This window comes from Mycobacterium sp. PSTR-4-N (assembly GCF_022348085.1).
Lineage (GTDB): Bacteria > Actinomycetota > Actinomycetes > Mycobacteriales > Mycobacteriaceae > Mycobacterium.
This window is the reverse complement of the sequence record NZ_JAKRFN010000007.1, coordinates 220,438-233,162: the sequence shown is the minus strand read 5'-3', so window position 1 is coordinate 233,162 and position 12,725 is coordinate 220,438. Positions and strand designations below refer to the sequence as shown.

Sequence of the window (12,725 nt, the reverse complement as noted above, 5' to 3'; positions counted from 1 at the left end):
TTTGGGGCCAGTCAGGCCGCGGCGAGCGCCTTGATCCGGTCTGGCCGAAAACCTGACCAGTGCTCGCCGCCGGCGACGACGACCGGCGCCTGCAGATAACCGAGGGCCATGACGTAGTCGCGCGCCGCGGGCACTTCGGTGATGTCGACGACGTCATAGGAAATGCCCTGCTTTTCAAGTGCCCTGTATGTGGCGTTGCACTGCACGCAAGCTGGCTTCGTGTAAACGGTGATGGTGTTCATGATTGACTCCTCATCGCGGGTTTTCTTATACCGTTATTCTATATTCCTATTCGGGCTGTAGCAATGCGCCTAGAAAGAAAAGTGCATCAATTTTGGCGTGTCGAAGCGCGCTATCGGAACTGGAGTGATACATGGTCTTTGCCCAGTCCAGGGCGCCTGTTTCTGAGGCGTTGGCCTCATGCTTGCCGCTTTTATTCTTTGTCATTTCACCTTCCCACTGACCATTCTTTTGGGCGCTTCTCGGCGCATTCAAAGCGGTCGGCAAGGGTGCGTAGTGCAATGGTCCGCACGGAAAGTTTCTCCTTCGCTCAATTGGCGACTCTGCAAGGAACGTGGAGAAACTTTCCGAGCCGTTTACGGCGAATCCGCGGCCTTGCGCGGAGGACGTTTGCGACCAATGCTCGAATGTGCGAGAAGCTCGGGTGGCACTGTCCATGGGCTAGGCGATCAGAGTGGGTGTTGCACCACTGGCTCGGGCGTACATCGTGTCGAATTTGGGTCTCTGCTTGTCTGCGACGTCTGCGCTTGGGGCGACGACGTAGAAGTGCTCCACCCACGGCGCCTGCGGGCCGCGGTGCTGCCGCCAGACACGGGTGATGCCGTCGGGGGTGGTTTCCAGATCCCCGGGTTGGCAGGTCAGCATCGCGGCCATTGCGGCGGCGCTGCCGGTGTCGAGGCGTCGGACGCTGCGGGCGACGGCTGGTGTGGTGGCGCGGCGTACGGTGGCGACCCGCCGCACCTCGTAGAGTCCGTGCGCGGCGGTGAGGTGGTGGGCGTACAGGTCCAGAACCTCGGTCATGCCCGCTGCGGTGATCACGTCGAGCAGCCGGCCCTGGGCCAACAGTCCCTGGCGCGGATTGAAGCAGGCGGCGATGCGTTCGAGGAACAGGGCGCGTGCGGCGGCAGCTGGTTCGCGGCGGTAGCGTTGCAGTGCTGCCACTCGCCCTGCGGCACTGGAGAATTGGAACGGGCAGTACGAGCAGGCCGATTTGAGCCAGTCACGACCGGTCGTCTTGTGCAGGAAGGCCAGGGCGTCCTCGCGTGACCATTTCCAGTCCAGCAGGGGGTAGACGCCGCGTCGCGTCGCGGTGTTGTACCCCTCATCGCGCTGGGCGCGGCGGAGCTCACCGGTTTCGAAGCCGAGGTAGTGGCGAAACGGCCGCCCGGCGGTGAGGCCGTCGATGATTGGGTCGAGCACGGCGCCCTTGGCGCGCAGCGAGCAGCGGCGACTGCCGAGCTGGGGGACGGTGGCCGCGCTGAGCAGCTCGTCGGACAGTGCGTAGCCGTGATCGGCGTAGAGCCGGGTGGGGTGGGTGGTGTCATCGAAGATGGCGACACCCGCACCCGCGGCGGTGGTGTTGAGTCGGGTCCGCCCAGCCTGGACCAGGCGCACCCCGTGGCGAACCAGTAGCGGCAGGACGATCTCTTCGGCGTCGCGCAACGTCGTCGGATACTAGTCGCCGGTGTGAGCCACCACGACGACGAGTTGATCGAGATCGAAGTCCCGGCTTGCCGGATCGAGGAGCCAGCGCAACAGGATGGCGGTGGAGTCGGCACCAAGACCCCACAAAAGCACCTCGCTTGGAACGTGTTCGGCATTCTGCGGGCTGAACAGCTCGCCTTGGTTGGTGGTCATCGAGTCATCTCCGGTCGGGGTGCTTGGGTGATGCAGTCGGGATGGGGGAGTGGGGTGGTGGGGCCCCACGGCGGGACCCCACACCCGGTCGGTCAGTCCTGAGCGCTGGCTTCGTCGTACACCGCGTCGGCGGTGGTCTGCCCGACGATGACCTTTTCGATTTGGCTGGGCTGGTAGCCGCTGTCGATGAGGAATTGCAGGTACGCGTCCGATCCGACGGTCGAGGCGATGAAGGATGCAGTGCCGGTGATTCCCGATCGCGCGTTGCGCCAGGCCGTCTTGTCGGTGCGGGCCTCCAGGGCGCCCAAGACCACGGCCAGGCTGATGACCTGGGCGCGGGCGTCGATGATGGTGGAGAAGTCGTTGACCAGGGCGCGCACGCCTCGTTCGTCTTTCGCGCCGAGCAGCTCGGCGGTCAGCCCGGAGCCGTGGTTCTGGCTCAGGATGTAGGGGTCGCGGGTGAGGCAGTGTGCGACGAACGTCGCCGCGCCCTTGGGTGCGGTCTTGCGGGTCAACAGCTTGGTCACGTAGTCGCGGCGTACGGACTGGGCGGCCTCACCGAGACGGTTGAGCACCAACACCTTTCGCCGTTCCCGACGCTCGGCTTCCTGCTGTGCGGCGGCACGCTCGGCGATTGCCTCGGGGCTGTCCGCCGCGGAGCCGTCGACCTGTGGCGCACCGCGCCGCGCCATGGACTTTTGCAGCGACGGGGCGAGGGTGAGACCCGCCGCCTCGTAGTCCCGGCAGTACCACTCGGGGACGACGAACGTCTTCTCGGTCACGGTCGAGGCGTGCCGCAACCCCTCCGCGGGTGTGGCGTCTTCATCGTCCTGGGTGTCCCAGTCGATGTCGCTCTCGTCGACCACGGCGCCGGTCTCGTTGTCGACCAGGCCGTCCTCTTCGACCAGGTACACCACCCAGTGCTCGGGCTTCTTCTCGATGTCGGCGGGTAGCGCCTCACCCTCGCTGGTGCGCAGGTAGTCCTCGGCGATCGCCGACGTGTCCGTCCACCGCGGTCGGTCGGCCAGGACGGTGTAGCCACGTTCGGCGAAGTCGGCCTCGGCCGCGTCGAACAGCGCGGCCACCTCACGCTCCAGTCGCAGGCTCGACAAGGTGTGCGCGAAGTTGCTTCCCCCGAAGCGGGCCGCGCCCATCAGCCGCTGAACCGCGTTGGCGTCGCCCTCGATTATGTGGACAAGTCAAATTGTCAACTCATGTCAACTGCGATCCTCCAAGTTGCTGGCCTCGTCGACGGCTGAGACGCGGCGGTGGTGTCGGCCCTGATGCCGGGGCGCCGAGATGTCGACCGGCCGCGCGAACTGCCGCGACTCGGGCGACGGTGCGTTCAGCGGTGATAGTCGCTCGAAATCGGCGACAGCGCCGAAAATGTGGGAGATCAGCCGCCGAGAAACGTCGAGTGACGAGGGCGGAAAGAGAGATGGACGAACGGGTGGTCGGGTGCCCGGCAATACTTCCGGGGTTACGCGGTCAAGGATTCGATCGCGGCTTTGAGTTTGGCGGCGACGTCGTGTGCGATTGGTTGAAGCTGCGGTTCGTTGGTGACGTCGACGAGCAGTTGCGGGTTCATGGCCTCGACGAGGGTGGTGCTTGGATCGTCGGGGTCGCTGCGTACAACGACGTTGCAGGGCAGCAGAAGCCCGATTTGCCGGTTCGCGGTGATCGCGCGGTGGGCTAATGGCGGGTTGCATGCGCCCAGGATCAAGTAGTTTTCGATGTCTGCGTCGAGCTTGTTCTTGAGGGTGGACTTGACGTCGATCTCGGTGAGAACGCCGAAACCTTGTTCCAACAGCGCTTCTCGGGTGCGGGCTACCGCTTCGTCGAAGCTGGTTTTCAGGCTGATAGCTAGGGCGATGCTCATATGACTCCTTTGTCGTAGCTTCTTCAGGCCAGCGCGAGGAACAGCTTTTCCAGTTCCGCTTCGGTCATGGGCTTGTCTGTGCCGGCTTGTTCTCCGGTGACGCATTCCCGCAGTCCGGTGGCGACGATCTTGAAGCCGGCGCTGTCGAGTGCTCGGGACACGGCGGCCAGCTGAGTGACGACGTCTTTGCACTCGCGGCCCTGCTCGATCATCGAGATGACTCCGGCCAGCTGGCCTTGCGCCCGGCGCAGTCGATTGAGAACTGCGCTCATTGCCTCTTCGTCGCCAACCATCATGGTCCCTTTCGTCGCCGCTATGCAGAGATTACCCGAGGGGGTATCCCTTGTCGTTGGTCAACGACACCGCCGCCATCGAGATTCCCGAAGCGGCGGCAGCGTATCGACGTGTGTGTGCAGTCGTGTTTGCGGTCGTATCACCTGGGAGTCTGCGATGCGGGCGCCAGCTGGTTGACGATGGTTGCAGCGTCGCAGCTGACGCCGGCGCGGTTGTAGGGGAGCCGGGCCAGCAGCATCCCCATGGCGCAGGTGTTTGTCAGCGCGGCGACGGTAAGGCCGGTCCCGATCGCAAAGGCCACCCATTCGAGGTAGGGAATGAACGGGCTGGCCAGCACGGTCAACGCGACGATCAGCCCGGCAATCAGACGCACCTGGCGCTCCAAATCCCACCGCTGCTTGCCGCGGTTGACGGCGAACCCACCGGCCCGCCAGCCGGAGATGCCGCCTTCCAGGATGGAGACGTTCCTCAGCCCAGCTTGGCGCAGCGATTCCTCAGCTTGGGCGGCGCGCTGACCGGAGCGGCAGATCAGCACCACCCGCTGGTCGAGGTGGCTGGCGATCTCGTCGCGGTGCTCGCGCAGCAGGTCGAGTGGAACGTTGTAGGCGCCATTGATGTGGTGGGTCTCGAACTCCGCGGGGGTCCGAACGTCAATGAGACGGAGCGGATTGGCCGACGAGAGCTGGTCGTGCAGCGCTGCGGCGTCGATCGTGGCGTGAGGCATCGAATGTGGCTCCATCGAGTCGTTGGGCGTATACCTATGGGGGTAATTACTGCTAGACGGTAACATACCCATAGGGGTATACCTGAAGTCGGAATAAATACCCCCATGGGTATTGTAGGACTGTGCAGTGGGCCGTCGCGAAGAGCGCCCGAACACGGACTGAAAGGAACCGGCGATGATCTTGGAGCAGTACTACATCGAGTGCCTGTCGCATGCGTCGTACCTGATCGGGGATGAGACCACCGGCCGCGCGGTGGTCGTCGATCCGCGCCGCGACATCGGCGACTATCTCGATGATGCGCGCAGGTTCGGGCTGACCATCGACGGGGTGATCAACACCCACTTCCACGCCGACTTCGTCTCCGGCCACCTGGAATTGGTGGACGCGACCGGCGCGTGGATCGGGTTCGGCGAAGCCGCCGAGACCGACTATCCGATCCGCCGACTGTCCGACGGAGAGCATCTGTCGCTAGGCGAGGTGGATCTGGAGATCCTGTCGACCCCAGGACACACCTGGGAGTCGATCAGTGTGCTCGTCCGCGAGCGCCCCGGCACGGAGCCGGTGGCCGTGCTGACCGGTGACTCACTGTTCATCGGTGACGTCGGCCGCCCGGATCTGGTGAACCTGGGCGACGGCTCGACCGGCGACCTGGCTCGCGCGATGTACCGCACGCTGCACGACACGCTCATGACCTTGCCGGATGCCGTGACGGTGATGCCGGCCCACGGGGCCGGTTCGTCGTGCGGAAAGAATCTGTCCACCGAACTCACCTCCACCATCGGGGAGCAGCGACGGAGCAACCCGTCGGTGCAGCCGATGCCCGAGGACGTGTTCGTCGCGATGCTCACCGCGGGACAGCCCGCCGCGCCGGCGTACTTCGCCTCCGACGCGGCGATGAACAAGCGGGCGCACCCCCTACTGCAGACCGACCGCAGCGTGCCCGAGATGACGCCCCAGCAGCTCCGCGGTGCACTCGACGCGGGTGTGCGGGTGCTCGACGCCCGCAGCGTCGAGGACTTCGCCGCCGAACACCTGCGGGGGACGGTCAACGTGGGCTTCGACGGTCGATTCGCCGAGACCGGTGGCATGGTGGCCGACATCGGCGGGCAAATCGCCCTGATCACCTACCCGGGTGACGAGCAGCAGGCGGCGTTGCGGCTGGCGCGTATAGGCTCCGACGACGCAATCGGCTACCTCACCGTCGGCCACGACGGGCAATTTCCCGCCGAACTCGCCGATTTGGTGCAGGCCGCACCCCGCACCACCGTCACCGAGCTGGAGGAGCTGCTGGCCGACGACGCGGTGACGCTGATCGACATCCGCAACCCCGGCGAACGCGACAGCGGCGCCATCCCCGACTCGCTGCACATCCCGCTGGCCCAGTTGCGTCTGCGCCTCGACGAGGTGCCGACCGACAAGCCGATCGTCGTGCACTGCGCGGGCGGCTGGCGTTCCAGCGTCGCCGCATCGTTGTTGCGCGCCAACGACATTGCGCAGGTGTCAGACCTGCTCGGGGGATACAACGCCTGGGCCGACGCCCACGCCGCAGTCTGACCCGACCCCTCACGGAAGGAGTTCACTATGTGTTACGCCGTTAATTGCCGGGTGTGCGGCAAGGTGACGTGGGATGGCTGCGGCCAACACGTCAAGGACGTCATGGGCTCGGTGCCCGCCGCGCGACGGTGTCGATGCACGCAACCAACGGGGACCCCCCGCGGGCTCGTCGGCACGTTGCGGCGTCGGTCAAACGCGTCGAACGGATAGAGGCAACCGTCATGGCGATCGCAACCGGCCTGGCCCTGGGGGCCGTGATCGGCGTCCTGCTGGGTCTGCTCGGCGGCGGGGGGTCCATCCTCGCCGTCCCGGCACTGGTCTACGGGATGGGTTTCGGCGTGGAGCAGGCGATCCCTATCTCGCTGATCGTCGTCGCCGCGGCCTCCGCGGTCGGCGTGCTGCCCAAGATCCGGGCCCACCAGGTGCGGTGGCGCATGGCGGGGATATTCGCCGCCGCCGGGATACCGGCGACGATTGCCGGCAGCGCCATCAGTGCTCACCTGCCCCAGCCGGTACTGATGATCGGATTCGCCGTCGTCATGGTCCTGGCGGGCATCCGCATGCTCGCCGACCAGGGCACCAAGGGAACCGCCTGCGAGGTGCGGTCCGGCCAGGTCAACTGGCGCCGCTGTGCACCCCGGTCGATCGGGGCTGGACTGTTGGTCGGCCTGCTCACCGGACTGTTCGGCGTCGGCGGCGGATTCCTCATCATCCCGGCGCTGGTCGTGGTGCTCGGTATCGAAATGTCCACGGCTATCGGCACCTCGCTGTTGATCATCATTGCCAACTCCGTCGCCGGCATCGCGTCTCACCTGGGCGGTATCACCGTTGACTGGTGGGTCACCGGCTCGTTCGTCGCCGCCGCGATGGCCACCTCACTGGTCGCCGGATACTTCGGCACCAAAACCGACACCACCCGTCTGCAGCGCTGGTTCGCCTACATGGTGTTCGCCGTCGCCGCCTACGTGCTCGTCGACACCCTCTTCCTCCACTGAACCCACGAAGGAGCAACACATGGACGTCTCAATCATCGAAACCTCCGGACTCGGTGACCGCAGCTACCTGGTTACCCACCACGGCATCGCGGTCGTGGTCGATCCGCAACGCGACATCGACCGCGTCCTCACTCTCGCCGAGAAGGCCCGGGTCCGCATCACCCACGTGCTGGAAACCCACCTGCACAACGATTACGTGACCGGCGGACTGGAACTGTCCCGCAGCGTCGGCGCCGACTACGCCGTGCCGGCAGGCGATGACGTCGACTACGACCGACGCGCAGTCGCCGACGGTGACGTCATCGACGCCGGGCCGATTCAGCTCGAGGTGCTGCATACCCCTGGCCACACCCACCACCACGTCAGCTACGTGCTGCGTGACGACACCGGCACGGTCCACGGTGTGTTCACCGGCGGCTCGATGCTGTACGGCACCACTGGACGCACCGACCTCATCGGGCCCGATGAGACCGAAGATCTCTCACACGCCCAGTACCACTCGGTCCACAAACTCGCCGACCACCTACCATCCGACACCCCGATCTACCCGACCCACGGCTTCGGCAGCTTCTGCGCGGCCACACCCGCGTCCGGGGACTCCTCGACCATCGCCGAACAACGCAGCACCAACCCGGCCCTGACCCAAGACGAACAGAGCTTTGTCGACGAACTGCTCGCTGGACTGTCGGCCTACCCCGCCTACTACGCCCACATGGGTGTCATCAACCGCGAGGGGCCCCCACCGGTAGACCTGACACCACCGGTGATCGTCGACCCCGCCGAGCTGCGTCGTCGGATCGACGCCGGCGAATGGGTCGTGGACCTGCGCACCCGGACGGCATTCGCCGCCGGTCACCTCCCCGGCACTCTGGGTTTCGAGTTGTCCGGATCGTTCGTCAGCTACTTCGGCTGGCTCTACGACTGGGGTGCACCGATCACGGTGATCGGCGAGTCGGCCGAACACGTCGCCGAGGCCAAACGCGAACTGGTACGCATCGGCGTCGATCGCCTCACCGGTGCTGCCACCAACCCCATCGACACACTCGCCGACGGCAGCCAGCTCGGTTCCTACCCGGTCGCCGATTTCGCTGATCTCGCAGAGAATCTCGGTTCCGGATCGACGTCCGTTCTGGACGTACGACAAACCCATGAATACGACAAAGAGCACATCCCCGGCGCCACCAACATTCCCCTGCACGAATTGCCGAACCGACTCGACGACATGCCCGCCGGGCCGGTATGGGTCCACTGCGGATCGGGCTACCGCGCCTCCATCGCAACGTCGCTGCTCGACCGCGCTGGCCTAGAGGTCGTTCTGATCGATGACACGTTCGCCAAAGCCGGGGAGCTGGGCCTGACCGCGAAGTAATCACCCAGCCCGACCAACGTCACCGGCGACAAGTGGCCATACCCAACGCCACCCGCCGTAGCCGCCGGGATGGGGTTCGGGCCTGCTGCCAACGTCAAAACTGCGCAGCAAACGTCAGCATTGTCCCTGGAATATACCCCTAGGGGTATCCAGTTGAACTGTACGTATGTTTGTCGCTCCGAAAGGAATTCCATGACAACCGATTCCGAAGACACCGCCCCAATTGCGATGATGCCGCGCATCGGCGATCCGGCGCCGGCATTCCGGGCTAAGACCACCCAGGGTGACATCAACTTCCCCGGTGACTACGCCGGCAAGTGGGCGATCCTGTTCTCCCACCCAGCGGACTTCACTCCCGTGTGCACGAGTGAATTCATCACCTTCGCGTCTATGCAGAAGGAGTTCGCCGCCTACAACACCGAGCTGGTCGGACTCTCGGTGGACGGGCTGTACAGCCACATCGCCTGGCTGCGCACCATCAAGGACAAGATCGCCTTCAAAGACATGCGCAACGTCGAGGTGACCTTTCCGCTCATCGAGGACGTCTCGATGGAGGTCGCCGGAAAGTACGGCATGATCATGCCGGGCGAGGATTCGACGAAAGCCGTTCGAGCCGTGTTCGTGATCGACCCAACCGGAACCGTGCGAACCATCATCTATTACCCCCTCTCGCTAGGCCGCAACTTCGACGAACTGCTACGCGTCGTCAAAGCACTCCAGACGGCAGACCGGTTCGACGTCGCGACGCCCGCCGACTGGCGCCCCGGCGACCGCGTGATCGTGCCCACCGCAGGCTCGTGCGGAACCGCGAAGCAACGCATGGACGACGGTGTAGAGGGAGTCCAATGCGAAGACTGGTTCTTCTGCACCAGAGAGCTGCCAGCCGACGAAGTCGAGGCGAACATCAGAATCCCCAGGGGTGAATGAATTCGCAACTGCGTTCTTAAGACGCCGCACGACCTGCATCGGCGTGGGCCCTCCATCGCCCTACTCGCTTCTCGGGATCGAGAACACCCCGTTGGACGCTCCTTCGCTCGCCGCAACTCGCAGATCGTACTGCCTCAAATCATCTGTCTCAGAGCCGCGTTGACGGATGCCAGTGACACCAGCGTTACCTGAAAAAAGCAGCTGACGACTGTGCGCTCTACAGATGGTCGCTACCGCGACACGGCTTTGGCCTGTGCGAGTCAGCTAGGCACAACTAATGGCTCGTTGCGGGCGGATCCGCTCGAGGTGGGGCAGGGCTCTGACGGTTCAATCTCTACTAGGAGTTGTTGGAGACGCCGACATGCCGCTTCGTGGCGCTCTACTTCGCGGTCCCATCCGCGAGCCCGCGCGTCGGCAATCAAGATGTGCTCGGTCTCCATTCTCGCGCGCAATCGCGGCGCGTACTCGCTAGTAGTCAGGAACTTCGGGCAGTTCAGTGCCAGGTCGCATTCGCAGGGTCCTTCGGCGGGCAGACGGAGGCAGTGACCTAGTTCCAACTGCGTCTTCAGGAAGTTCGTCTGTAGCCAGTGAACGGCTTCTCCGTCGAGCGTGCCGTTGAGAAGTGCGTCCGCGGCGGGCCCGGCGATTCTTTGTCCGCTCGCGAGGGCGTTTTCGTACTGCCGTCGGACTTCGGGGTCGGAGATGCGCGCGTAGATCATCGCCATGTTGGCACTGCGGTGGCCCAGCACCGCCATGATCGTTTGGATTCGCGCGCCGCCCTCGGCTAGCTGCGTCCCCACGGTGTGGCGAAATCGGTGTGCGCTGACGGTCGATCGGCCATCTGAGGAGACTAGGCCGATCTTCTGGCAGATGTCGCGCAGGGGTTTGTCGAAGAGTGTAGTGGCGGAGATGAGCTTTCCGCGGCGAATGAAGATGTGATTGACGGCCTTTCCAACAGTGTCGTCTCGGCGTGCTATAGCTGCTTGGGAACGCGCCAGTTCGATAACAACCTTCAGTGCGTCGGCAGCCTCCGGGTGTAGTGGGATCAAGCGTTCTGAGTGGGTCTTACCGACTGGGATGCGCAATCGCGGGTGGCCATCGGAGTAGGAGTCGAGTGAGTCTGTTGTTAGGCGGCGAATCTCGTCGCGGCGCGCGCCTGACCACCGGACCAATAGGAGTGCTGCCTTCTGGTGGGGATCGTCGAGTTGGTTGATCGCCGCAGCAACGGCGTCCAGCTCATGAGTGGGCAAAAAGCGGGGGACCGCCTCGGGGCGGCGGGGGGTGTCACGAACAGTGAATAACGGCTTGCCCGGTACGTCGGTCCAACCCCAAACAGCTGTATCGCGGCAGAATGCAGCGAGGGCGTTGATTTCATGTTTCAGTGTGGTCACCGCAAGCGGCTTACCCGTGTTCTTGCTGAGGTAGGTCGGGAGCCACTTCAAATACTCCTCGGCGATTGACCTGTCGACACGCGAGAAGTTGGTGATGTCGGGATGGTCGGCGCTGAGCCAATTGACGAACCGGCGGAGGCTTTCACGCGCGAGGCGTACGGTTTGGGGTCGGTCGAGCTTCGCGTCGAGTCGCAGTCGTAGGTATCGCTCCACGACGGCGCGGATCGGTGCCGGGCACGGCTCCGGCAAGAGCCGCTCAGCCCACGTCGGGGGTCTCGGGGTCGTTCCCGAGGTTGGACGTTCGGCCACTTGGCCGATGTTGTACAGCAAAACGTGCGTGGCATGAACCTTATTCAGGTGGTTCTTGATGTAGCCCTCGGCAGCGCCGTCGGCGACGGCGACGCGTGGATGCATCGCCGCGCGTAAGTCGTTGAAATCTTTTCGAGATCCGAAGCGGCGGATAGCGTCTGCCAATAAGAAAAGGTCTGAGCCGGTAATCATTGTGAGGTCCGGATCGCCTCGCCGAAGCAAGATGCGCGTCACCGCCCACGTGAGATGGGCGCGTGCACTGGTGTAGGCGTAGCCCAATTGCACCAGGCGTTCGACCCACGACTCCAATGTCGACCGGTCCACTCCCAAGCCGCTGCCCCCGCCAGCGTCACTAAGAAGCCTTGTGAACTGTCGAGCGAGGAGATAGTCGTAATCTAGCGAAACACCCCTTACCAGCGAGAGATACGCGAGGTAACCGATCGCCTCATGCGTCCTCGTACGACCCTGAGCCCAGCTCGGGCCGCCGACGAAACCGAGCCGTTGTGCGAGAGGGGCGTCGAACCACTCCGCCAGATTCGGAAACGATCCGACAAATCCTCGATAGACGACCATCTTCTGCCAGCGAAGTGTGGGATGCACAACGTGTTCGTTCAGCCACGATTTGTACTCGATTTCCGCAGCGTGTACCAGCCCGCCATGTCTGGTATCAAGCGACAGAGGCGTTGCTGGCGAGATCATTTCACATGCCCGAGTGCCGCGACATATTCCGACCGCACCTGGGCGTCCGAAACCCGCGTATAAATACGCGTCGATTCGGGGCTTGCGTGCCCGAGCCGCTGTTGAAGAGACAACTCGCGCATGCCTGCCTCCCACATCGCCGTTGCGTGCGTGTGACGCAACGCATGGGGTGTCGTGTCGGGCGTCCGAATGCCCAGCCTGTCCAGCCGCCGCGAAAACATCCTTACCAAGGCGGCATACGACAAAGGATGGGTACGACGCTTGCCCCTCCCACCAACCAGGAAAATGAACGGCGTGTCCGCCTCTAGCGGGCGTTCGTGCAGCACGTAGCGATTGACCACATCGAGCGTACGCGGATCGAGAAGGTCAACAACGCGCTCTCGGTGAGACTTCTGCCGGGCCCCCCGAGGGTGATCATCGCGTTTGCGAATGGTGACGCGTCGACGCCCGTAAGCGATGTCTTCGACGTGAAGGCCGAGCACCTCACCAGGTCGCAACCCTCCGTCCAGCATGAGCAGCACCATCGCTAGATCCCGCAAGTTCGACATACTGTCCAACAACGCGCGGACTTCGTCACCACCCATGGGCCGCGGCAACCGTGAAGGCACACGAACCCGCACCTCACGCCGAGTCGGCAGCTGACGACTCGCTCGGCCCATGAAGGACTGATGACGACTCGAAACCCGAGCCAGTGCAAGATCCCGC

At 64.1% G+C, this 12,725-nt stretch carries 13 protein-coding genes; 4 read left to right on the top strand and 9 right to left on the bottom strand.

Going from position 1 to position 12,725, the window contains the following annotated elements; all coding sequences use genetic code 11:
* Positions 1 to 11 precede the first annotated feature (11 nt).
* The 7 genes from MHN84_RS13085 to MHN84_RS13055 all read right to left on the bottom strand — a co-directional run bounded on the left by MHN84_RS13085 (position 12) and on the right by MHN84_RS13055 (position 4,775).
* Entirely contained in the window at positions 12 to 242 is a 231-nt protein-coding gene (locus tag MHN84_RS13085) for a redoxin NrdH (RefSeq protein ID WP_043416108.1), read from the bottom strand.
* A 439-nt stretch (positions 243 to 681) separates the two neighbouring features.
* Positions 682 to 1,683, bottom strand: a complete 1,002-nt coding sequence (locus MHN84_RS13080) for a hypothetical protein (RefSeq protein WP_241204982.1) — start codon at positions 1,681 to 1,683, stop codon at positions 682 to 684.
* Positions 1,684 to 1,695: 12 nt separating this feature from the next.
* A complete protein-coding gene (locus MHN84_RS13075; protein WP_241204981.1) occupies positions 1,696 to 1,878 on the bottom strand; it encodes a hypothetical protein in 183 nt (60 codons plus the stop codon).
* Positions 1,879 to 1,970: 92 nt separating this feature from the next.
* Positions 1,971 to 3,032, bottom strand: coding sequence for a hypothetical protein (locus tag MHN84_RS13070; RefSeq protein WP_241204980.1), 1,062 nt, complete (start codon positions 3,030 to 3,032; stop codon positions 1,971 to 1,973).
* A gap of 326 nt (positions 3,033 to 3,358) precedes the next feature.
* Positions 3,359 to 3,757 carry a DUF302 domain-containing protein gene (locus tag MHN84_RS13065; RefSeq protein ID WP_241204979.1) on the bottom strand — a complete coding sequence of 133 codons (399 nt, stop codon included), beginning with the start codon at positions 3,755 to 3,757 and terminating at the stop codon, positions 3,359 to 3,361.
* Positions 3,758 to 3,780: 23 nt separating this feature from the next.
* Positions 3,781 to 4,050 (bottom strand): metal-sensitive transcriptional regulator, encoded by a 270-nt coding sequence (locus MHN84_RS13060; RefSeq protein WP_241204978.1) that lies wholly within the window; start codon positions 4,048 to 4,050, stop codon positions 3,781 to 3,783.
* Positions 4,051 to 4,190: 140 nt separating this feature from the next.
* The gene (locus tag MHN84_RS13055; RefSeq protein WP_241204977.1) at positions 4,191 to 4,775 is read right to left on the bottom strand and encodes a rhodanese-like domain-containing protein; all 585 of its coding nucleotides are present in this window, start codon (positions 4,773 to 4,775) and stop codon (positions 4,191 to 4,193) included.
* 175 nt (positions 4,776 to 4,950) lie between these two features.
* On the opposite strand from MHN84_RS13055, the gene MHN84_RS13050 reads away from it, so the two are divergent.
* The 4 genes from MHN84_RS13050 (at position 4,951) to MHN84_RS13030 (ending at position 9,621) form a co-directional block, all read left to right on the top strand.
* Positions 4,951 to 6,330, top strand: a complete 1,380-nt coding sequence (locus MHN84_RS13050) for a rhodanese-like domain-containing protein (RefSeq protein WP_241204976.1) — start codon at positions 4,951 to 4,953, stop codon at positions 6,328 to 6,330.
* Between the two features lie 221 nt (positions 6,331 to 6,551).
* Positions 6,552 to 7,325 (top strand): sulfite exporter TauE/SafE family protein, encoded by a 774-nt coding sequence (locus MHN84_RS13040; RefSeq protein ID WP_241204974.1) that lies wholly within the window; start codon positions 6,552 to 6,554, stop codon positions 7,323 to 7,325.
* 19 nt (positions 7,326 to 7,344) lie between these two features.
* Entirely contained in the window at positions 7,345 to 8,694 is a 1,350-nt protein-coding gene (locus MHN84_RS13035; protein ID WP_241204973.1) for a rhodanese-like domain-containing protein, read from the top strand.
* 231 nt (positions 8,695 to 8,925) lie between these two features.
* Positions 8,926 to 9,621: a peroxiredoxin gene (locus MHN84_RS13030; protein ID WP_241204972.1), complete on the top strand. Its 696-nt coding sequence runs from the start codon at positions 8,926 to 8,928 to the stop codon at positions 9,619 to 9,621.
* 260 nt (positions 9,622 to 9,881) lie between these two features.
* On the opposite strand, the gene MHN84_RS13025 is transcribed toward MHN84_RS13030, so the two are convergent.
* Together MHN84_RS13025 and MHN84_RS13020 are read right to left on the bottom strand one after the other, a co-directional pair.
* Entirely contained in the window at positions 9,882 to 12,020 is a 2,139-nt protein-coding gene (locus tag MHN84_RS13025) for a site-specific integrase (protein ID WP_241204971.1), read from the bottom strand.
* On the bottom strand, positions 12,017 to 12,604 hold the full coding sequence (locus tag MHN84_RS13020; RefSeq protein WP_241205000.1) for a tyrosine-type recombinase/integrase: 588 nt from the start codon (positions 12,602 to 12,604) through the stop codon (positions 12,017 to 12,019). The genes MHN84_RS13025 and MHN84_RS13020 overlap by 4 nt, the downstream gene beginning before the upstream one ends.
* Between the last annotated feature and the right edge of the window lie 121 nt (positions 12,605 to 12,725).